We start from the raw sequence: 19,888 nt of genomic DNA on the forward strand, positions 1-19,888 counted from the left end.
TCAGGCTCCCTCGAAGGCGGCGGCGAAGCGCACCGGCGTCAGGGCCGGGCAATGGCTGTCGGGGCCGGGCAGGCCTACGTCAGGACCTTGGACGGCGAAGGCGGACGGGTCGGGCGTCTCGACCTCCGGCGGCTTGTCGTCGGCGTTGGGGAAGACGGTGACGCCGAGGATCTTGCGGCTCTTGTCGGCGTAGGCCGCCTCCTGGGCCGTGCGGCTCTTGGCGACAGCGTCAGCGATGAGGCCGGTCTCCAGGGCCTTGATGACCCCGCCGGCGCCTTCGATGCTCTGGAACGACGCCCAGGCCGCGCGGGCCAGCTGGTCGGTCAGGCTGTCGAGGTACCAGGCCCCGCCGGCCGGATCGGCGACACGGCCCAGGTGGCTTTCTTCCAACAGGACCAGCTGGGTGTTGCGCGCCTGGCGGCGGGCGAAGGCGGTCGGCAGGCCGATGGCGTCGGTGAAGGCGTCCAGCACGATGGCGTCCGCGCCGCCGACCGCGCCGGCGAAGCCGGCCGAGGTCAGGCGCAAGAGGTTCGTCCAGGCGTCGGCCTTGGCCAGCATCCGGCGCGAGGAGCGGGCCTCGATCGTGGGGGCGACCGTGACGCCGCATGACTCGGTGAGCCGCGCCCAGAGGGCCTTGGCGGCGCGCACCTTGGCGACGCCGGTGAAGTACTCGCCGTCCAGGCTGACGCCCAGGACGATGCGGCCGAACGCCTCCTCGATCGTCAGGCCCGAGCGGACCAGGGCCTTGGCGTAGGCCAGGGCGGCGGCCGTCATCAGGGCCAGTTCCTCGACGTTCGAACCGCCGGCTTCGTGCGCGGCGCGGCCCGTGGCCAGGAACAGGCTGGCCTTGGCGTAGGTCGCCGACAGCCGCGTTGCCACCGTTGCGGCGTTGAAGACATGGCTTTCGATCGGGCCGGGGCTGGCGCCGGCCTGGGCGAAGGCCGTCAGCGGATCGAGATGAAAGGCGAGGGGGGCGTTGGGCGCAGCCTTGGCCAGCGCGCCCAGCCAGTCGGCGGCCTTGGGGCCCAGGAAACCTGCGTCGAGCGCGACGGGCGCCAGGTCCAGCAACACGCCCGACAGGGCCTTGCCGAGGTCATCAGCCGAGCCGACCGCCACGCCGTTTACGCCGGCCGGATCGATCTGCAGCAGCACCGAGGCCGCCCCGCCTTCGAGGTCGGTCAGAACGTCCTTGGCCGCCCGCGTGGGATCGGGATGGGCCGCGCGCATCCGCAGGTCCCATGGGCGGTGGGTGTCCCGGGCGCGCAGGTCGCGCGCCACGGCGACGCCGTCCTCGGCGGTGTAGAGAGGCTGGATCGTCAGGCCGTCTGGTGTTGTGACGGTGAGCGCGTCGTCGAAGCTTTGACCCTTCAGGGTCTTCTCGACCAGGGCCATCCAGCGCGCGCGGGTCGCCGCGTCGCCTTGGGCGCCGAAGTCCTCGGCCAGGGGCGTCATCGCCTCGGTCAAAGCGTCTCTCTCCTGCACTGCAGCATTCTTGTATTTTTGATCGTGATGCGCCCCTGCCGCTAGGGCCGTCAAGCCTTGCGTCCAGGCCAAACAGTTGTTTAAGCTGATCGCTGATCAGATATTCGGCGTCTCAAGCCGACCTCCAAAAGGGAGCTTCTCCATGGCCCTGCCGCCGATCCTGCGCGACCGCCTGCGCCTTCCGGTCATCGCCTCGCCGCTGTTCATCATCAGCAATCCGGATCTGGTGATCGCCCAGTGCAAGGCGGGCATCGTCGGGTCGTTCCCGTCGCTGAACGCGCGCCCGCTGTCGCAGCTGGACGAATGGCTGGCCCGGATCACCGAGGAACTGGCGGCCTGGGACAAGGCCAATCCCGACATGCCGTCGGCGCCGTTCGCGGTGAACCAGATCGTCCACAAGACGAACAACCGTCTCGAAGACGACATCGCCATGTGCGTGAAGTACAAGGTGCCGCTGGTCATCACCTCGCTGGGCGCCCGCGAGGACGTCAATCAGGCGATTCACTCGTATGGCGGCATCACCCTGCATGACGTCATCACCGACCGCTTCGCCCGCAAGGCGATCGAGAAGGGCGCCGATGGCCTGATCCCCGTCGCCGCCGGCGCCGGCGGCCATGCCGGCACGCTGTCGCCGTTCGCGCTGATCCAGGAAATCCGCCAGTGGTTCGATGGCCCGGTCGCGCTGTCCGGCTCGATCGCCTCGGGGCGTTCGATCCTGGCCGCCCAGGCCATGGGCGCGGATCTGGCCTATGTCGGCTCGGCCTTCATCGCCACGAAGGAAGCCAACGCGGTCGAGGGCTACAAGCAGATGATCGTCGACAGCAAGGCGGACGATATTCTCTACTCGAACCTCTTCACCGGCGTTCACGGCAACTATCTGCGGCCTTCGGTCATCAATGCCGGCCTGGACCCGGAGAACCTGCCGGAAAGCGATCCGTCGAAGATGAACTTCGGCTCGGGCGGCAACCAGGACGCCAAGGCCTGGCGCGACATCTGGGGCTGCGGCCAGGGCATCGGCGCGATCGACAACGTGCTGACCGCCGGCGAACTCGTCGCCAAGTTCGCGGCCGAGTATGAGCAAGCCAAGGCCGAACTGGCCGCCAAGACGGCCTTTACCGCCGGAAAACATTTGGCTTTCGCCGCCGAATAGGCGGGTGGGTACGGGGACGGAACAGCTTCCGTCCCCGCCCTTCGCGGCGGCCCGATGCTTGGAGCGGATTTCAACCCCGCTCGGAGCCGCCGATGTTCGACGATGTCACGCCCCGCCTTGGCCTGCCCTATGTGGTCGCCGCCCAGGCCCAAAAGCACATTCCCATCAATGAGAGCCTCGCCCGGCTGGACGCCTTGGTTCAACTGGCGGTGGAAAGCCGCGCGCTCGCGGCGCAGCCGGCCAGTCCGGTCGCGGGCGGCGTCTGGATTCTGCCGACCGCCGCCACGGGCGCGGCCTGGGGCGGTCTGGCGGCCGGAACCCTGATGCGCTTCGAGGCGGGCGCGTGGGAGGCCCTGGCCCCCGCCGAGGGCGTGCTGGCCTGGGTCAAGGATGAGAACCAGATCGTCGCCTTCGACGGCGCGGCCTGGACGCCGCTGTCGACGACGTTCCGCAGCACGGTCGCCGCAGCTTCGCCCGGTCTGGCCAACACCCGGCTGGAGGTCCTCGAGCAGGAGGTGACGCTCTCGGGCGCGTCGACGGCGACCAGTATCGTCATCCCGAACCGCGCGATCGTGCTGGCCGTCTCCACCCGGACCACGGTCGCGATCACGGGGGCGGCCTCCTACAACTGCGGCGTCGCGGGCGAGGCCAGCAAGTTCGGGGGCGCGCTGGGCGTGGCCAGGAACGCCAGCAATGTCGGGGTGGTCGGACCGACGGCCTACTACGCCGACACGCCCGTGGTGCTGACGGCGGTGGGCGGCGCCTTCGTCGGCGGCAAGGTGCGGGTGGCGATCCACGTGATGCGCTTCGACGCGCCGCAAGCCGTCTAGTCCCATCCTCCACCGTGCAACGGGGGAGGGGGACCGCGAAGCGGTGGAGGGGGCGCTGTAGGCCGAAGCGCCCCCTCCGTCACGGCGCGGACTCGCGCCGCGCCACCTCCCCCGCCATGCGGGTGAGGAGGAATTGACCCGGCGCCGACAACCCGCTAAACGCCGCCCACCTTTGGGGAGTAGCCGCCCGCGCCTATCAGCGGGCCCCGCCGTCAACACACTTGATCTTCCGGATCATGGCGCGGGGAAGGGAAGCGGACTTGCAGCTTCCTTGGCGAGACCAATGGCGCCGATCGTCATCCGGGCCGGGTGGGGTATCGACGCTATTGGCATGCGCCCGGCCCGAGGACTGTTTTCATGGAAAGCCTGCTCGTCTCGACCCTGGTCGTGGCCATCGCCGAGATCGGCGACAAGACTCAGCTTCTGGCCATCATCCTGGCCACGCGGTTCAAGAAGCCGATCCCGATCATCATGGGCATCCTGGTGGCGACGCTGGCCAACCACGCCCTGGCCGCCACGGCGGGCTACTGGGTCGCCGACTTTCTCAGTGGCGTCTGGTTCAGGTGGGCCATCGCCGTCTCGTTCATCGCCATGGCCGCCTGGGCCCTGATCCCCGACAAGGCCGACGACGAAGAAGGGGATGCGGCGGGCCGCTATGGCGTGTTCCTGACCACCACCATCGCCTTCTTCCTGGTCGAGATGGGCGACAAGACCCAGATCGCCACGGTCGCCCTGGGCGCCAAGTTCCAGTCGATCGCCTTGGTCGCCGCCGGCACGACCCTTGGGATGATGCTGGCCAATGTCCCGGCCGTTTATCTGGGCGAGGCGGCGACCAAGGTTGTGCCGCTGAAATATGTGCGCATCGGCGCGGCGGTGATCTTCCTGGCGCTGGGGGTGTGGCAGGCGGCGGAACTGCTGGGGGTTCTGAAGTAACCCCGCCAAAGCGCGTCATCCCGGCCGTAGCGCGGAGCGCGTAGAGCCGGGACCCAGGGGCGGCGCGCATGGCGCTTCGTCACACCTGGGTCCCGGATAGCCTCTGCGAGGCTTCCGGGATGACACGGGTGGTAGAGGCGTTATGACGGGGGTGCGAAGGGAGCCGCCACCTCATGACCGCCACCGACCAAACCGCTCGCGGCTGGGAGTTCTGGATCGATCGCGGCGGCACGTTCACCGACATCGTTGCGCGCCGGCCGGACGGGTCCTTGGTCACCCACAAGCTGTTGTCGGAAAACCCCGAGCACTATGCCGACGCCGCCGTGGCGGGCGTGCAGGCGCTCTTGCCCCACGGCGCCGCCATCGACGCGGTGAAGATGGGCACCACCGTCGCGACCAACGCCCTCTTGGAGCGCAAGGGCGAGCCCACGGTGCTGGCGATCACCAAGGGCCACGCCGACGCGCTACGGATCGGCTACCAGGCCCGGCCCAAACTGTTCGAGCGCCATATCGTCAAGCCCGAGGCCCTCTATGACCGCGTCGTCGAGATCGACGAGCGGATGAGCGTTGAAGGTCAGGTGCTGCGGCCGCTGGACGAGTCCGCCGCGCGCGCTGGCCTTCAAGCCGCGTTTGACGTCGGCTTCCGCGCCGTGGCGATTGTCTTGCTGCACGGCTTTCGCTTCACCGACCACGAGGCGCGGGTGGCGATGATCGCCCGCGAGATCGGCTTCACCCAGGTCTCGGTCAGCCATGAAGTCAGTCCACTGATGAAGTTGGTCGGGCGGGGCGACACGACGGTGGTCGACGCCTATCTGTCGCCGATCCTGCGGCGCTATGTGGACCAGGTCAGCGGCGCGCTGGGCCATGACACCCGGCTGCTGTTCATGCAGTCCAATGGCGGCCTGACCGACGCGCGGGCGTTCCGAGGCAAGGACGCCATCCTGTCCGGCCCGGCCGGCGGCGTGGTCGGCATGGCGCGCACGGCGGCCGAGGCCGGGTTCGATCGCGTGATCGGCTTCGACATGGGCGGCACCTCGACCGACGTCTGCCACTATGCCGGCGCCTATGAGCGGGCCTTCGAGACCGTCGTGGCGGGCGTGCGGATGCGCGCGCCGATGATGAACATCCACACCGTGGCGGCGGGCGGCGGTTCGATCTGCAGTTTCGACGGCGCGCGGCTGCGGGTGGGACCGGCCTCGGCCGGGGCGGTTCCGGGTCCGGCGGCCTATCGCCGGGGCGGGCCGCTGACGGTCACCGACTGCAACGTGATGCTGGGCAAGCTGCGGCCCGAGTTCTTCCCGAAGGTGTTTGGCCCGGGCGCCGATCAGCCGCTCGATGTGGAGGCCGTCACGCGCGGCTTCGAGGCGATGGCGGCGAAGATCACCGCCGCGACGGGCCGCGCGATGACGCCGCAGGAGGTCGCCGAGGGCTTCGTCACCATCGCCGTCGAGAACATGGCCAAGGCGGTGCGGCAGATCTCTATCCAGCGCGGCTATGACGTGACCCGCTATGTGCTGGCCTGTTTCGGCGGCGCGGGCGGGCAGCACGCCTGTCTGGTGGCCGACGCCCTGGGCATGACCAAGGTGATGATCCACCCCTTCGCGGGGGTGCTGTCAGCCTATGGCATGGGCCTGGCGGACCTGCGCCTGATCCGCGAGGAGACGGTCGAGCGCCCCCTGGACCAGGCCGATGATCTGGCCCAGCGCGCGGAGCGTCTGGCCACAGAGGCGGAAGCCGCGCTGCATGCGCAGGACGTTCCGATGGCCGCGCTGGAGACGGTGGCGAGCCTGCGGGTCAAGTACGCAGGCACCGACACGCCGCTGGTCGTGCCTCTGGACGAGCATGTCCGAGCGACCTTCGAGGACCTGCACCAGCGTCGCTTTGGCTTTACGTCGCCGACGACGCCGCTGGTCGTCGAGACCCTGGCGGTCGAGGCGATCGGCCACGCGGATGCGGGCGAGCGCCCGAGCTTTGGCGATACTGCGGCGGGGGGCGCACCGACGCCGCTCGCCACCGTCGAGGTGCGGATGGCGGGCGAGGCTCGTGTCACGCCGGTGTTCGATCGTGAAGCGTTGGCGGTCGGCGCCGAGGTCCCAGGGCCCGCGATCATCCGCGAAGCCACGGGCACCACGGTGGTCGAGCCCGGCTGGCGGGCGAGCGTCGACGCGCAACTGAACCTCGTCCTTGAGCGGATTGTCGCCCTGCCGAGCCGAAAGGCCATCGGTACGGACGCCGATCCGGTGATGCTGGAGGTGTTCAACAACCTCTTCATGGCCGTCGCCGAGGAGATGGGGTTCGCCCTGCAGAACACCGCTTATTCGGTGAACATCAAGGAGCGCCTCGACTTTTCGTGCGCTCTGTTTGACCGCGATGGAAACCTGATCGCCAACGCCCCGCACATGCCGGTGCATCTGGGCTCGATGGGCGACAGCGTGCGGGCGATCCGCGAGGCGCGGCGGGGCGATGGCCGCGGCATGCAGCCCGGCGACGTCTACATGCTGAACGCGCCCTATAACGGCGGCACCCACTTGCCGGACGTGACGGTGGTGATGCCGGTGTTCGACGGCGAGGGCGATCTTCGCTTCTACGTCGCCGCGCGCGGTCACCAGGGCGACATCGGCGGGATCACGCCCGGCTCCATGCCGCCCAGCAGCCGCACGGTCGAGGAGGAGGGGGTTCTGATCGAGAACTTCCTGCTGGTCGAGGGCGGACGCTTCCGCGAGGCCGAGACCCGGGCGTTGCTGGCCTCCGGCCGGTGGCCCGCCCGCAATCCCGACCAGAACATCGGCGACCTGAAGGCCCAGATCGCCGCCTGCGCGCGCGGGGCTGAAGCCCTGACCGGGATGGTCACCGAGTTCGGCCTGGAGGTGGTCGAGGCCTATATGGCCCACGTCCAGGACAACGCCGAAGAAGCCGTCCGCCGCGTGCTGGCCACGATGAAGAGCGGCGCCTTCGCCTATGAGCTGGACGACGGCGCGGTGGTTCGCGTGGCGATCGCGGTGGATCAGGCGGCGCGGACCGCCCGGGTCGACTTCACCGGCACCAGCGATCAGGTCCCGACCAACTTCAATGCGCCGGCCTCGATCTGCCGGGCGGCGGCGCTGTATGTCTTCCGCACCCTGGTGGACGACGAGATCCCCATGAACGACGGCTGCTTGCGGCCGGTCGAGCTGGTGATCCCCGAAGGCTCGATGCTTCGGCCGCGCTATCCGGCGGCGGTGGTGGCGGGCAATGTCGAGACCAGTCAGGTCGTGGTCGACGCCCTCTACGGCGCCCTGGGCGTCATGGCGGCGGCGCAGGGGACGATGAACAACTTCACCTTCGGCGATGATCGTCGGCAGTACTACGAGACTATCTGCGGCGGTTCCGGCGCAGGGCCGGACTTTGCGGGGACCGACGCGGTGCAGACGCACATGACCAACAGTCGCCTGACCGATCCCGAGGTGCTGGAAGCGCGCTATCCGGTGCTGGTCGAGGCGTTCTCGATCCGGCGCGGCTCAGGCGGAGCCGGCGCCAACCGGGGCGGTGACGGCGTCGTGCGCAAGATCGGCTTCCGCGAGCCGATGACCGCGACCCTGTTGTCCAACCGCCGCCGCGTCGCGCCGTTTGGCCTCGAAGGTGGCGATTGCGGCGCCGTGGGATCGGCGCGGGTCGAGCGCGCCGATGGTCAGGTGCAAGCCTTGGGCGCGACCGACCTCGTCGAGGTGTCTGCGGGCGACGCGATCGTTATCGAAACGCCCGGCGGCGGCGGGTGGGGGAGACACTAATGGCCAAGGCTGCAGTTCTGTTCGTCTGCATGGGCAACATCTGTCGCTCACCTCTGGCCGAGGGTGCGTTTCGCGCCGAGGCGGAGCGGCTTGGCCTGGACATCCTGGCGGACAGCGCCGGCACCGGCGGCTGGCACGCCGGTGCGTCACCGGACGCGCGCGCCGTCGCGGTGGCGGGACGAAACGGCGTCGACATCAGCGGCCAGCGTGCGCGCCAGGTGCAAGCCGAGGACTTCCGGACGTTCACCCACATTTACGCGCTGGACCAAGACAACCTGCGCGGCCTTCTGAATGTCGCGCCGGCCGATGCGACCGCCGAAGTGGGCTTGTTGCTGGACCTGGTGGAAGGTCACGCGGGACGCGGGGTCATCGACCCCTACTACGGCAACGACGCCGGGTTCGAGGTCGTTTGGACCGATGTCGTCATGGCCGCGCGGGTGCTGGCTCAGCGTCTGGCCGACGAAGGCCGGACCTGAGGAGGCTCCCGCATCAGCCGCCGAAGCTACCCTTGGACCGGCTGCTGCTGGCGTAGCTGCGTCCGCCGCCGAAGCCGCCGCGCGAGACCACCGAGGTGCGGGTCTGCACCTTGGGCGGCGCGTTGCGGATCACATCCGGCGGGTCGATGCTGGTCTTGCTGATGACCGTCTTGCCGGTGCCGTAGTCACGCCCGAGCTTTCCGCCCCAGGTGGAGTAGTAGCCGCCGCCATAGCGATCGTCCCGGCGATACATGCCTGTGCCGCGATAGTAGCCGCCGCCGCCGTCCAGCATCTGGCCGATCACGAAACCGGCCAACAGGGGACCGAAGAAGCTCTGTCCGTCCTGGCCGCGGGGGACGCAGTTTCCGGGGCCGTAGACCTCTTCGCAGGTGGCGCGCGCCTCATAGCGCGGCGCCTTCTCGGCGTCGTCCTTCTGGGCGGCGGCCCAAGAGGTGTCGCACTGCTCGTCGGAGACCTCGTTGGCCACCTTGCACTCGGCGAGGCTCTTGTAGCTGAACGCCTCGACCTGTTCGCCCCGGTTGGGGTCCCAGCTGGCCTGGGGCGAGGGATCGTCGCAGCCGGCCAAAGTCAGCGAGGCCGCGCCGACGAGCATGGTGCTGAGTTGCAGCGAGCTGGAGCGCTTGCGAGGAGCGGTCATGGCCATGTCCTCAGGCGGTCATGCAGGCGGCGTTGAGCAGGCCGACCGCGATGGAGATGCCCGCCAGATAGACGCCGATCGAGACCTCGCCGCTTTCGATGCGGGTCTTGACGTCGGGCAGGGCCACGATGCGAACGCCGGTGAAGGCGGCGATCTGGATCACGCCGGCCAGCGTCGCCCAGGCGGCGAACTCAGGCAGGCTGACCGTATGGCTGAGCGCCGAGGCCAGGGGCAGGACATAGCCGACCAGCGCGCCCGCCAGCGCAATGGCCGCTGCGGTGTTGCCCTGCCGGATCAAGGCGCGCTCGTTGTACGGCGTCACCCACTGGTAGATGTACTTGAAGGCGATCGTGAACAGGCCGGCCAAGGCGAAGGCCAGCAGGAAAGCGATCGCCCCTTCCTTGAAACCGATGAAGTCGAACATCTGGCTGGCTCTCCCCAAGAACCCGCCCGATCGGCGCTGGCCGAGCGGGTATGCGGGCTCGTCAAAATTCAGGCTCGGAACTCGCCCACCGACAGCGGCAGGCCGATCATGGTCTCGTGACTGACGTCTTTACGATCTTCAGGCTCGAGGGTCAGGGCGAGCAAGAGCTCGCGACCATCGCCGCCCAGAAGGTCGCGGTGGAACAGCATCACGGTCTGGAACAGGCGGCGGTCGGGCGTCTGGGCGTCGCGCGCATAGTAGACGTCTTCCCACAGGGTCACCGGATCCTGTTGCTCGGCCTCATCGCCGAACCAAAGGCGCGTGTAGGGCGGCAGGCCTTCGGGCTGGAAGGTGCGAGACCGCAGGCGCTGGTTCCACAGTTCGTGATCGGTGCGATCGGCGGGATACTCGCTGGCCCAGGGCGTAAAGACGGTGAAGTCGTTGGCCTTCTGCCCCTCGCGATCGTCGGAGACGACCTGAAACAGGATCTCGTCGTCGGTGTAGAAGCGATGGACGAAAGCGCCGTCGTTCAGCTGGATCAGGCCTTGCGCGGTGATCTCCAGCGTATCGCGGTCGAGGGCGAACTTGGTCTCCTCGCCCAGCCGGCGCCAGGCCAGCGGGTCAAGCACCACGGTCCGGCCGATCGTCACGTTACGGATGATGGGCAGGGCGGGGCCGGAGGGCTGGTCTTTGCGGCCGAAGAGTTTTCCGAACATCGCGATCAGCGAGGCCTCGAATCCTGGGCCGGCTCGCTTATCTGGTGGGCGAAGCCGGTTTCCCGAAAGCGTGCTTGCTCTCGGGTGAAGTCGGTCGCAGGATGACGCTATACGATGGGTTGTCAAGCATACATGTTATGCGTACATGTAACGCATGCCTGCTAGACTGAAGAGAAGCGCTCAGGCCGCTGAAAGAACGCGGGCGTGGCGCGAAGCGCGACGGAACGCCGGCTTCGTGAAAATCGAGGTCTGGGCGCCGGCGGCGTGCAAGCCCGACATTCTTTCGGCTGTGCAGGCCATCGTCGTCGAGTCGGTCCGCGGACCGGCGCTGCAGACCAATCCCCATCCCCCCAAGGGCGTCAAACATATGGACTCCGTTATCGACACCGCCTGGACGATCCACACCCTGCGCGACGCGCTGGTGGAAAGCGCGCTCGTGCGCGAGGACGAAATGACCGTTACGGTCGTCGAGGGCGTCGAGCCCGTGCTGATGGTGGTTATGCACGAGTTCGGCGACCTGCCGATCTATGTCAGCGGCGGGGGGCTGCAACTAGTCGTCTCGACCCTGCTGTGGGCCTGCGATGAGCAGAACAATCGCTCGGAATTCAATGAGTTCCTGCTCAAAGCTCAGAAGATCGTGCCGCTGTCGAACTTCGGCATCACCACGGTCGACGGCCGCGACTACTACGAGCTGTTGGGCGAGATCTCGTCCAAGACCACCCTGCAGACGCTGATCATCGAGCTGCGAACCCTGGCCGACAACGCCATCGCCGCCGCCAGCGACCTGCGTGATTCCTTCGAAAAAAGCCGCGTCGCGGCCGCCTAACGACAGAGACCGGAGAACTTCGAATGTCTATCTGGAGCAAGCTCTCGGCCCTGTTCCGTGGCGCGGCGCATGAAGGCGCGCAGACGGTTGTGGACGCCAACGCCCTGCGCATCCTGGATCAGGAGATCCGCGACGCCGACACCGCCCAGGGCAAGGCCCGGGACGAGCTGGCCAAGCTGGTCGCGCGCCGCCGCGCGCTGGAGACCGAGGTCGCCCAGCTGACCGACCAGTCGCGCAAGTACGAATCCTCGGCGCGCGCGGCGATGAACAAGGGCGACCAAGCCCTGGCCCTGGAAGTGGCGCAGCGTATCGCCGACCTCGAAAAGGACGCGGGCCAGAAGTCGACTCAGATGACTGAGCTGCGCGCGGCTGAGGAAAAGCTGCGCACGGTGATCGCCCAGACTGACACCAAGGTCGAGGCGCTGCGCCGCGAGATCGAGATCGTGAAGGTCAACGAAAGCGTCCAGAAGGCTCAGGCGGCCGTCATCTCGCGCTCGGGTTCGGCCAGCGGTGTGGTCGGCTCGGCCGCCGATAGCCTCAAGCGCATCAAGGAACGTCAGGCGGTTCGCGAGGAGCAGTTCCGGCTGCACAGCGAGTCGGAGGACCGCAAGACCGGCGCTGATCTGGACGCCAAGCTGGCGGCGGCGGGCATCCTGCCGGGCGCGAGCGGCGCCGAGGACGTGCTGGCGCGCCTGATGGCCCCGAAGAACGAGGCCCTGCCGGCCCCGATGCTGGCCATCGAGGACAGGCAAAAGGTTGCTCGGGACGGCTCGGACGCCTGATGCGTCGTCTGACCCTGAAGCCTCGGCCGGACTGGAAGTCTAAGGCCGAGGCCGTCGGTTTCACCTGGCATCACGCCGATGGCCGCCGCTACTGGGACGAGCGAGCGGCCTACGCCTTCACGCTGGAGGAGGTCGAGGGTCATCTGGAACCCGCGACCGAGGCGCTGCACAAGCTCTGCCTGGAGCTCGTGGACGACGCCGTCAAAAGCGACGCCCTGATGGCGCGGCTTCAGATCCCTGAAGCGACGCGAGACCTGGTCGCCGCCTCGTGGAAGGCGCGTGATCCGTCGCTCTATGGGCGGTTCGACTTTTTCTTCGACGGGGCCGGCCCGCCCAAGCTCTACGAGTACAACGCCGACACCCCGACCAGCATCTATGAAGCGGGCGTGTTTCAGTGGCTGTGGCTGGAGGACCTGATCCAGCAAGGGGCGCTGCCGGAGTCGACGGACCAGTTCAACAGCCTGCACGACCAGTTGGCCGAGCGGTTCAAGGCGATCTTCCCGAACGGCGGCTTTGTCCACTTCGCCAGCGATCCTGACTTTGTCGAGGACCGTCAGACGGTGCGCTTCCTGGAAGACATGGGCCGCCTGGCGGGTCTGGAGCCCAAGTTCGTGCCGACCACGGCGATCGGTCTCGACGCTGACGGCCGTTTCGTCGACCAGGACAACTACATCATCGGCGCGCTGTTCAAGCTGTACCCCTGGGAGGACATGCTCCGCGAGCCCTACGCGGCCAGCATAGCGGGGTCCAAGACCCTGTTCCTCGAGCCGCCCTGGAAGGCGGTTCTGTCGAACAAGGCGATGCTCCCCCTGTTGTGGGAGCGGCACCCGGGGCATCCCAACCTGCTGGAGACCTATTTCGACGACGATCCCAAGGTCGAGCGTCTGGGGGCCAGCTACGCGCGCAAGCCGCTGTTCAGCCGCGAGGGCGCGAACATCGAGCTCTGGAAGGACGGCCGCAAGGGCAGGGTGCTCGACCAGGGCTATGGCGCTGAAGGCTGGATCCGTCAGGAGCTGAAGCCGCCGCCCCGGTTCGGCGCGAACTATCCGGTGATCGGGTCGTGGGTCGTTGGCGATCAGCCCGCCGGCATCGGAGTCCGCGAGGATCGTGGCCAGGTGACGCGCGACCGCTCGCGGTTCATTCCGCACATCATCGAAGGCTAAAGCGCGCGCAGGATGCGAACGGCGTCCGCGACGGCCGCCTGATCGGTGTCGCGCAGCTCGGGCGGCACGAAACCCATCGCGCCCAGCTTCGAGCTCGGCTCGGCGCCGGGGATCGGGCCACTGAAGGATCCGTGGACTTCGCGCACGCCGGTGCGGCGGACCAGCTCGGCGACATTGCCAGGTTTGACTCCGGCGCCGGCCAGGATGCCGATGCGTCCCGCGGCCTGCTCGACAAGGGCCGCGATCTGCTCTGCGCCGGCCTGGGCGGTCAGGGCGCCGCCGGACGTCAGGACCCGCTCGAACCCCAGCTGGACAGCGATCTCGAGCGCCTCGGCCTGATCGGGCACGAGGTCGAACGATCGGTGCAGGCTCATGCCCATGCCTTGGGCGTGCGCCACAAGGGCTTCCAGGACGGGAAGGTCCAGCGCGCCGTCCGGGCGGTTGGCGCCGATCACCACGCCCGCCAGGCCATGGGCGCGCACCGCATCGATGTCGCGCTTGATGGCGTCCACGTCGCCCTCGTCGTAGCAGAAGTCGCCGTTGCGCGGCCGGATCATCGGATAGATCGGGATCGGCGCTGACGCAGCCTGGGCCATCAGGCCCGGCGCAGGGGTCAGGCCTTGCAGGGCCAGGGCCGCGCAAAGTTCGATCCGATCAGCGCCGCCGGCGATCGCCGCCGCCAGTCCAGCGGGCGTATCGACACAGACTTCCAGAAGAATGCGTTCAGGGCTCATGCTGGCCTCCAGGCGGTGCTACGGAATCGGCGCGGTCTTGTTGGAGCACACGGATGTTGAATCGTAGAGGCCTGATCGGCGCCTCCCTCGCGGGCTCGGCGATGCTGAGCGCGGGGCGCGCGACGGCGCAGGGCGACGGTGTCAGGCTGACGGGCCCCGGTGTGATCTCGACCTGGGACTTCGGCGTCGCCGCCAACCAGGCCGCTTGGTCGGTCTTGGCCAAGGGCGGCCGGGCGCTGGACGCCGTCGAGGCCGGCGCGCGGATTCCCGAGCAGGACCTGAAGAACCACAGCGTCGGCCGCGCCGGCTATCCGGATCGGGACGGGAATGTCTCGCTGGACGCTTGCATCATGGACGAGCTGGGCAATTGCGGCGCGGTGGCGGCGCTGGAGCATATCGCGCACCCGATCTCCGTGGCGCGCCGGGTGATGGAAAAGACCCCGCACGTGATGCTGGTCGGGGCCGGCGCGCTGCAGTTCGCCCTGGAGCAGGGCTTTCCTCGTGAGGAACTGCTGACGCCGGAGTCCCGCGCCGCCTGGGAGGCCTGGAAGAAGGACGCCAAGTATCAGCCCCGGGCCAATAGCGAGGTCTCCGACTACGGCAAGACGACCGGCCAACTGGGCACGCCGGGCGGGGCGGGCAATCACGACACCATCGGCATGCTGGCGATCGACGCCAAGGGAAACCTGTCCGGCGCCTGCACCACCAGCGGCATGGCCTGGAAGATGCGCGGCCGGGTCGGCGACAGCCCGATCATCGGCGCGGGTCTCTATGTCGACAACGAGGTGGGCGGCGCGACCTCCACCGGCGTTGGCGAAGAGGTGATCCGCAATGTCGGCAGCTTCCTGGTGGTGGAGCTGATGCGGCAGGGGCGTTCGCCGGAGGCGGCCTGCCGCGAGGCTGTCGAGCGGATTTTGAAGAAGAAGCCGCAGGCCAAGGACATCCAGGTTGGTTTCCTGGCCGTAAACAAGGCGGGCGAGGTTGGAGCCTGGGCGATCCAGTCCGGGTTCAGCTACGCCGTGTGCGATGGTCGCAAGCAGGACCTCCTCGTACCCGGCAAGGCGACCTATTCGGCAGCCCGGTAAAGTGGATAGGCGAACGTATAACGCGGTTATAGCGTGCCGGTCCCAAATCTAAGGAGGAGACCGCCATGTGCGATGATGAAATCCACCCCGGCCTCATTCAGGATCCGACGATCTCGCGTCGCCGGTTCGGCCTGCTGACCGTGGCCCTGACGGGCGTGGCCACGGTCGCGCACGCCGACGACTCGGTCGTGGAAAAGGATGTCGAGGTCAAGACGCCCGATGGCACGGCCGACGCGGTGCTGTTCTATCCCAAAGGGAAGGGCAAATGGCCGGCGGTGCTGGTGTGGCCCGATATCTGGAGCCTGCGTCCGGTCTTCCGCCAGATGGCCCGTCGCCTGGCGTCCTCCGGCTATGTCGTGCTGGTCCCCAACCTCTACTACCGCACCAAGAAGGCGCCGGTGATGGAGGGCGCAATGAGCTTCGGCAATCCGCAGGACCGGGAGACGATCTCGGCCCTGGCCAGGACGGTCACGCCGACCACCGCAGTCACCGACGCGGTCGCCTTCGTCTCCTTCCTGGACGCCCAGCCGCAGACCAACAAGGCCAAGCGCGTCGGCGTGCAGGGCTACTGCATGGGTGGACCGCTGGCCTTCCGCACCGCCGGCTCCAACGCCGCGCGGATCGGCGCGGTGGCCAGCTTCCATGGTGGCGGCCTGACCGCCGAGGGGCCCGACAGCCCGCAACTGCTGATCCCCAAGGCGAAGGCCGACTATCTGGTCGCCGTCGCCGACAACGACGACAAGCGCGACCCGGCGTCCAAGGAAAAGCTCAAGGTCGCGTTCGCTGAGGCTAAGATCAAGGCGACCGTCGAGGTCTATGTCGGCGCCAACCACGGTTGGACCGTACCCGGCAGCCAAGCCTACAACGAGCCTGCGGCGGAGAAGGCCTGGACCGAGCTCCTGGCGCTCTACAAGGCGGCGCTCTAGCGGCCGAAGAGGGCGGCTCGCGCAAGCGAGGCCGCCCTCTATTTGTCCTACAAAATGATTGATAGCGCTATCAACGCCGTGTAGCCGTTTCTCCAGGGACGGGGAGCAAACGGATGTCGCTATCGCGCCGAACGATCGTGGCGGGGCTGCCGCTCGCGGCGAGGGCGGGGCCCCTTTCCCGTGTCATTGACATCGACCTGAGCCGAACCGGTGCTCCCGTCGATCGCTTCTTCGATCTGTCGATCGGATCCGACTATCCCGGGACCCTGATCCGCGAAGACAGCCAGGCCCAGCTCAAGACGACCGTCGACGAACTGGGTTTCCGCTACATTCGCTTCCACGCGATCTTCCACGACGTGCTGGGTACGGTGAAGCTCCAGGACGGCAAGATCGTCTACGACTGGACCAAGATCGACCAGCTGTACGACGCCCTGCTGGCCAAGGGGATCAAGCCCTTTGTCGAGCTCGGCTTCACGCCCGAGGCGATGAAGACCTCGGACCTGACCATCTTCTACTGGAAGGGCAACACCTCTCATCCCAAGCTTGGACCCTGGCGCGACCTGATCGACGCCTTTGTCCGTCACCTGCGTGAACGCTATGGCGTCGAGGAGGTGCGGACCTGGTTCTTCGAGGTCTGGAACGAGCCCAATCTCGACGGCTTCTGGGAGAAGGCGGACCAGGCGGCTTACTTCGAGCTCTATGACGTCACCGCGCGCGCCATCAAGGCGATCGATCCATCCCTGCGCGTGGGTGGTCCCTCGACGGCGGGCGCCGCCTGGGTTCCGGAGTTCCTGGCCCATGTGAAGAAGAGCGGTTCGGCCGTCGACTTCGTCACCACCCACACCTACGGCGTCGATGGCGGCTTTCTCGACGAGAAGGGCGTGCAGGACACCAAGCTCTCGCCGTCGCCGGATGCGGTTGTCGGGGATGTGCGTCGGGTTCGCGAGCAGATCGAGGCCTCGGCCTTCCCCGGACTGCCGCTCTACTTCACCGAATGGAGCACCAGCTACACCCCGCGCGACAGCGTCCATGACAGCTATGTCAGCGCCGCCTACATCGTCGAGAAGCTGCGGCGGGTGAAGGGACTCGTCCAGGGCATGAGCTACTGGACCTACACCGATCTCTTCGAAGAGCCGGGGCCGCCGACAGCGCCCTTCCAGGGCGGCTTTGGGCTGATGAACCCGCAGGGCGTCCGCAAGCCGTCCTGGTTCGCCTACAAGTATCTGAACGCCGTGAAGGGGCGGGAGCTGGCCTGCACGGACGACCAGGTCTTCGCCGCGCGCGACGGCGATCGCGTGACGGTCCTGGCCTATGCCTGGCGACAGCCCGACCAGAAGGTCAGCAACCGACCCTTCTACACGCGGCTTCATCCCGCTGCGGATATCGAGCCGCTGAAGGTCCGGCTGACCCGCCTCAAGTCAGGGCGTTATCGGCTGCGCGTGCGCCGCGTCGGCTATCAGCGCAACGACGCCTACAGCGCCTACATCGAGATGGGTATGCCCACCACGCTCACGCCGGCGCAACTGCGATCGCTGGAGGTGTTGACCGAGGACCGGCCAGAGATCGAACGGGTGCTGCGGGTGTCCGCACAAGCCGTCTTGGACCTGCCGATGCGGGCCAACGACGTGGTTCTGATCGAACTTGATCCGTTGGCCTAGATGCCGAAGTCTGCTCACCCGCAGGCGGGATCGCCCAGAACCGATCTGGCAGCCTCAAGCGCGAAGCGCGCTTCCTAGGAGATCATCCATGTCCGATCCCTCCGGCGACCTGGAGCGCGCCACCGTCGGGCGCGTCACGCGACGGCTGATGCCGCTGTTCTGCCTGATGTACCTGATCGCCTATATCGACCGGCAGAACGTGTCTTACGCCAAGCTGGACATGGTGCAGGCGCTTGGCTTGAGCGAAGCCGCCTATGGCCTGGGCGCGTCGCTGTTCTTCATCGGCTACTTCCTGTTCGAGGCGCCCTCGAACCTGATCCTGGCGCGGGTGGGCGCCCGCGTCTGGTTCACGCGGATCATGTTTTCCTGGGGGCTCGTCACCCTGGCCCTAGGCTTCACCCAGAACGCGGCGATGTTCTACATCCTGCGCTTTCTGCTCGGGGTCACCGAGGCGGGGTTCTTCCCGGGCGTGCTCTACGTTCTGACCCTCTGGTACCCCCAGGCGCATCGCGCGCGGATGGTGGGACTGTTCATGATCGCCTCGGCCCTGGCCAATGCGGTCGGCGCCGCGATCGGCGGGCTTCTGCTGGGTATGGACGGTTTCCTGGGGCTGGCGGGCTGGCAGTGGGTCTTCCTGGTGACCGGGATGCCGGCGGTCCTGCTGGCCCCCTATGTACTCTGGCGGTTGCCGAATGGCCCCTCTGAAGCCCGCTGGCTTCCCGACGTCGAGAAATCCTGGCTGTCGTCGGTGCTCGCGGCCGAGCGGGGCGGGGAGGTCGACGATCATCGCGGCGCCTGGAAGGCGATCTTCGATCCCCGCGTCCTGATGCTGGCGGGCCTCTACATCGGCATGCCGTTGGGCGCGTATGGGCTCAGCTACTGGCTGCCGACCATTGTGAAGTCGTTCGGGGTCTCCAACACCCTGAACGGCTTCATCAACGTCATTCCATGGCTGTTCGTGGCCGTGGCGCTGTGGTTCGTGCCGCGCCACGCGGCGCGACACGGCGCCAGCGCCTGGCACATCGCGGGGCCCGTCCTGCTGGCCGCGGTGGCCTTGAGCCTCAGCGTCATCGTGCCGGGCGCGCCGTTGAAGTTTGCGATGCTGTGCATCGCCGCGCCGGCCATCTTCGCCGCTCAACCGGTGTTCTGGAGCCTGCCGCCCAGCTTCCTCAGCGGCCCCAAGGCGGCGGCGGGGATCGCGGCGATCAACGCGGTGGGCAATCTGGGCGGTTTCATCGCCCAGAATCTGGTTCCGATCGTCCGCGACGCCACCGGCAGTGAGCTAGCCCCAATGTTCGCATTGGCGGCGGTGCTGCTGGTGACAAGCCTGCTCGTCTTTATCGTGATGGCGAGGCTGAAGCGGTCCAGCTCGCTAGGATAACGGCGGCCCCACCGACCCTGAGGAGCGCTCTATCCCGTCGCGGTCGCCCTGGCGGCCGCGATGCTGTCGCGTGTCTGTTGGAGTAAAGCTCAGCGCGACGCTGAGCCCCGTCTCACGACAGGCGCTTGGCGCTACTAAACCTGAAACGGGGTTCTCGTCAGAATGGCGGGGACCCAAGCAACGAAGCTTGCTTGGGTCCCCATGGTGCCGCCGGGCAGGATTGAACTGCCGACCTCAGCCTTACCAAGGATGCGCTCTACCACTGAGCTACGGCGGCGACGAGGAGGGGGCGTATAGCGAGGAGAATCGCGAACGCCAAGCCCAAAATCGTCTTGACCGAACAACTTTGTCGCCGCACCCCCGGATCATGCCGATCGAAGACGACAAGGCGGCCCGCGAAGCCAAGCTGGCCGAAGCCCTCAGAACCAATCTCCGCAAGCGAAAAGCCGCGGCGCGCAAGGATTTCGGGGGCGAGGACGCGGCTGCGGCCGCCGCCGACGCCGCGCCGACGCCGTATAACGACGTTCGAAACTTGCTGGGGATAACTCACGGGTCCGGCGAGCGGCGGGCGTTGACCCTCTCGCTTTCCGCGCCGTTTCCGAATCCGGGCGGCGAGGGATGGGCGGTGGCGGTGCGCCTGTCCGGCGATGGCGGGCAGTTCGACACTCCGTCGGGCAAGGCGGCGTTCGGCGAGGATGGCCTGGCGGCGCTTCGCAAGGCGATCGATCTGGCGCAGGTCGCCATCGACCTCGCCAGCACGACCCACGCGCTGTGCTGGCCCGACGAGCGTCCCTACGATCTCTCGGCGCCGATTTAGACCGCCAGGGCCTTGCAAGCCCTCTTGCAACGGATAGAACGCGCGCCTCACATGTGGACCGCGCGGCGTCCCCACCCCGC

18 protein-coding genes, 1 tRNA gene and 1 riboswitch are annotated in these 19,888 nt (G+C 67.6%); of the genes, 13 read left to right on the plus strand and 6 right to left on the minus strand.

The genetic code is table 11. The annotated features are described in order from the left end of the window. Positions 1-1,452, minus strand: coding sequence for a methylmalonyl-CoA mutase subunit beta (locus tag CA606_RS05690; protein WP_096053859.1), 1,452 nt, complete (start codon positions 1,450-1,452; stop codon positions 1-3). Positions 1,453-1,624: 172 nt separating this feature from the next. Here CA606_RS05690 and CA606_RS05695 point away from each other — a divergent pair, with 172 nt between their 5' ends. From CA606_RS05695 to CA606_RS05715, 5 genes are all read left to right on the plus strand, one after another. After that, the gene (locus tag CA606_RS05695) at positions 1,625-2,632 is read left to right on the plus strand and encodes an NAD(P)H-dependent flavin oxidoreductase (RefSeq protein WP_096052007.1); all 1,008 of its coding nucleotides are present in this window, start codon (positions 1,625-1,627) and stop codon (positions 2,630-2,632) included. A gap of 92 nt (positions 2,633-2,724) precedes the next feature. Further along, positions 2,725-3,462 (plus strand): DUF2793 domain-containing protein, encoded by a 738-nt coding sequence (locus CA606_RS05700; RefSeq protein WP_096052006.1) that lies wholly within the window; start codon positions 2,725-2,727, stop codon positions 3,460-3,462. Between the two features lie 162 nt (positions 3,463-3,624). Next, positions 3,625-3,735, plus strand: a riboswitch (yybP-ykoY riboswitch). 84 nt (positions 3,736-3,819) lie between these two features. Then, entirely contained in the window at positions 3,820-4,395 is a 576-nt protein-coding gene (locus CA606_RS05705) for a TMEM165/GDT1 family protein (protein WP_096052005.1), read from the plus strand. 173 nt (positions 4,396-4,568) lie between these two features. Next, the gene (locus CA606_RS05710; RefSeq protein WP_181242801.1) at positions 4,569-8,162 is read left to right on the plus strand and encodes a hydantoinase B/oxoprolinase family protein; all 3,594 of its coding nucleotides are present in this window, start codon (positions 4,569-4,571) and stop codon (positions 8,160-8,162) included. Continuing rightward, positions 8,147-8,638, plus strand: coding sequence for a low molecular weight protein-tyrosine-phosphatase (locus tag CA606_RS05715; RefSeq protein ID WP_096052004.1), 492 nt, complete (start codon positions 8,147-8,149; stop codon positions 8,636-8,638). The genes CA606_RS05710 and CA606_RS05715 overlap by 16 nt, the downstream gene beginning before the upstream one ends. Positions 8,639-8,651: 13 nt before the next feature. Here the strand turns inward: CA606_RS05715 and CA606_RS05720 are convergent, their stop codons facing one another. From CA606_RS05720 to CA606_RS05730, 3 genes are read right to left on the minus strand one after another with little or no spacing between them, the layout of a single operon-like run. Continuing rightward, positions 8,652-9,296 (minus strand): DUF1190 domain-containing protein, encoded by a 645-nt coding sequence (locus CA606_RS05720; protein ID WP_096053858.1) that lies wholly within the window; start codon positions 9,294-9,296, stop codon positions 8,652-8,654. Between the two features lie 10 nt (positions 9,297-9,306). After that, a complete protein-coding gene (locus tag CA606_RS05725; protein ID WP_096052003.1) occupies positions 9,307-9,738 on the minus strand; it encodes a DUF350 domain-containing protein in 432 nt (143 codons plus the stop codon). A 50-nt stretch (positions 9,739-9,788) separates the two neighbouring features. Next, positions 9,789-10,442, minus strand: coding sequence for a YjfK family protein (locus tag CA606_RS05730; protein WP_181242886.1), 654 nt, complete (start codon positions 10,440-10,442; stop codon positions 9,789-9,791). 148 nt (positions 10,443-10,590) lie between these two features. Here CA606_RS05730 and CA606_RS05735 point away from each other — a divergent pair, with 148 nt between their 5' ends. The 3 genes from CA606_RS05735 to CA606_RS05745 are packed head-to-tail and all read left to right on the plus strand — an operon-like array spanning position 10,591 to position 13,207. After that, positions 10,591-11,262 (plus strand): YjfI family protein, encoded by a 672-nt coding sequence (locus tag CA606_RS05735; protein WP_096052001.1) that lies wholly within the window; start codon positions 10,591-10,593, stop codon positions 11,260-11,262. Between the two features lie 23 nt (positions 11,263-11,285). Continuing rightward, complete coding sequence (locus tag CA606_RS05740; RefSeq protein WP_096052000.1) at positions 11,286-12,044, plus strand: PspA/IM30 family protein; 759 nt, start codon at positions 11,286-11,288, stop codon at positions 12,042-12,044. Continuing rightward, complete coding sequence (locus CA606_RS05745; protein WP_096051999.1) at positions 12,044-13,207, plus strand: glutathionylspermidine synthase family protein; 1,164 nt, start codon at positions 12,044-12,046, stop codon at positions 13,205-13,207. The genes CA606_RS05740 and CA606_RS05745 overlap by 1 nt, the downstream gene beginning before the upstream one ends. Here the strand turns inward: CA606_RS05745 and CA606_RS05750 are convergent. Beyond that, positions 13,204-13,941 (minus strand): copper homeostasis protein CutC, encoded by a 738-nt coding sequence (locus CA606_RS05750; RefSeq protein ID WP_096051998.1) that lies wholly within the window; start codon positions 13,939-13,941, stop codon positions 13,204-13,206. The two genes, CA606_RS05745 and CA606_RS05750, sit on opposite strands and share 4 nt — an antisense overlap. Positions 13,942-13,994: 53 nt before the next feature. Here CA606_RS05750 and CA606_RS05755 point away from each other — a divergent pair, with 53 nt between their 5' ends. The 4 genes from CA606_RS05755 to CA606_RS05770 all read left to right on the plus strand — a co-directional run bounded on the left by CA606_RS05755 (position 13,995) and on the right by CA606_RS05770 (position 18,991). Continuing rightward, on the plus strand, positions 13,995-15,026 hold the full coding sequence (locus CA606_RS05755; RefSeq protein ID WP_096051997.1) for a N(4)-(beta-N-acetylglucosaminyl)-L-asparaginase: 1,032 nt from the start codon (positions 13,995-13,997) through the stop codon (positions 15,024-15,026). A 65-nt stretch (positions 15,027-15,091) separates the two neighbouring features. After that, positions 15,092-15,952 (plus strand): dienelactone hydrolase family protein, encoded by an 861-nt coding sequence (locus tag CA606_RS05760; protein ID WP_096051996.1) that lies wholly within the window; start codon positions 15,092-15,094, stop codon positions 15,950-15,952. A gap of 113 nt (positions 15,953-16,065) precedes the next feature. After that, positions 16,066-17,610, plus strand: coding sequence for a GH39 family glycosyl hydrolase (locus tag CA606_RS05765; RefSeq protein WP_096051995.1), 1,545 nt, complete (start codon positions 16,066-16,068; stop codon positions 17,608-17,610). Between the two features lie 88 nt (positions 17,611-17,698). Next, positions 17,699-18,991, plus strand: coding sequence for an MFS transporter (locus CA606_RS05770; RefSeq protein WP_096051994.1), 1,293 nt, complete (start codon positions 17,699-17,701; stop codon positions 18,989-18,991). Between the two features lie 202 nt (positions 18,992-19,193). On the opposite strand, the gene CA606_RS05775 is transcribed toward CA606_RS05770, so the two are convergent. Further along, positions 19,194-19,268: transfer RNA gene (locus tag CA606_RS05775), tRNA-Thr, on the minus strand. Positions 19,269-19,358: 90 nt separating this feature from the next. Here CA606_RS05775 and CA606_RS05780 point away from each other — a divergent pair. Then, complete coding sequence (locus tag CA606_RS05780; protein WP_096051993.1) at positions 19,359-19,808, plus strand: hypothetical protein; 450 nt, start codon at positions 19,359-19,361, stop codon at positions 19,806-19,808. Positions 19,809-19,888: the final 80 nt, after the last annotated feature.

The organism is Caulobacter vibrioides, from assembly GCF_002310375.3.
In the GTDB taxonomy this organism is placed as follows: Bacteria; Pseudomonadota; Alphaproteobacteria; order Caulobacterales; family Caulobacteraceae; genus Caulobacter; species Caulobacter vibrioides_D.

Excerpts from the sequence above, each read along its gene's own strand:
- CA606_RS05690 (WP_096053859.1), bottom strand. The coding sequence starts at position 1,452 with ATGACGCCCCTGGCCGAGGACTTCGGCGCCCAAGGCGACGCGGCGACC.
- CA606_RS05695 (WP_096052007.1), top strand. The coding sequence starts at position 1,625 with ATGGCCCTGCCGCCGATCCTGCGCGACCGCCTGCGCCTTCCGGTCATC.
- CA606_RS05700 (WP_096052006.1), top strand. The coding sequence starts at position 2,725 with ATGTTCGACGATGTCACGCCCCGCCTTGGCCTGCCCTATGTGGTCGCC.
- CA606_RS05705 (WP_096052005.1), top strand. The coding sequence starts at position 3,820 with ATGGAAAGCCTGCTCGTCTCGACCCTGGTCGTGGCCATCGCCGAGATC.
- CA606_RS05710 (WP_181242801.1), top strand. The coding sequence starts at position 4,569 with ATGACCGCCACCGACCAAACCGCTCGCGGCTGGGAGTTCTGGATCGAT.
- CA606_RS05720 (WP_096053858.1), bottom strand. The coding sequence starts at position 9,296 with ATGACCGCTCCTCGCAAGCGCTCCAGCTCGCTGCAACTCAGCACCATG.
- CA606_RS05735 (WP_096052001.1), top strand. The coding sequence starts at position 10,591 with ATGCCTGCTAGACTGAAGAGAAGCGCTCAGGCCGCTGAAAGAACGCGG.
- CA606_RS05740 (WP_096052000.1), top strand. The coding sequence starts at position 11,286 with ATGTCTATCTGGAGCAAGCTCTCGGCCCTGTTCCGTGGCGCGGCGCAT.
- CA606_RS05745 (WP_096051999.1), top strand. The coding sequence starts at position 12,044 with ATGCGTCGTCTGACCCTGAAGCCTCGGCCGGACTGGAAGTCTAAGGCC.
- CA606_RS05750 (WP_096051998.1), bottom strand. The coding sequence starts at position 13,941 with ATGAGCCCTGAACGCATTCTTCTGGAAGTCTGTGTCGATACGCCCGCT.
- CA606_RS05755 (WP_096051997.1), top strand. The coding sequence starts at position 13,995 with ATGTTGAATCGTAGAGGCCTGATCGGCGCCTCCCTCGCGGGCTCGGCG.
- CA606_RS05760 (WP_096051996.1), top strand. The coding sequence starts at position 15,092 with ATGTGCGATGATGAAATCCACCCCGGCCTCATTCAGGATCCGACGATC.
- CA606_RS05765 (WP_096051995.1), top strand. The coding sequence starts at position 16,066 with ATGTCGCTATCGCGCCGAACGATCGTGGCGGGGCTGCCGCTCGCGGCG.
- CA606_RS05770 (WP_096051994.1), top strand. The coding sequence starts at position 17,699 with ATGTCCGATCCCTCCGGCGACCTGGAGCGCGCCACCGTCGGGCGCGTC.
- CA606_RS05780 (WP_096051993.1), top strand. The coding sequence starts at position 19,359 with ATGCCGATCGAAGACGACAAGGCGGCCCGCGAAGCCAAGCTGGCCGAA.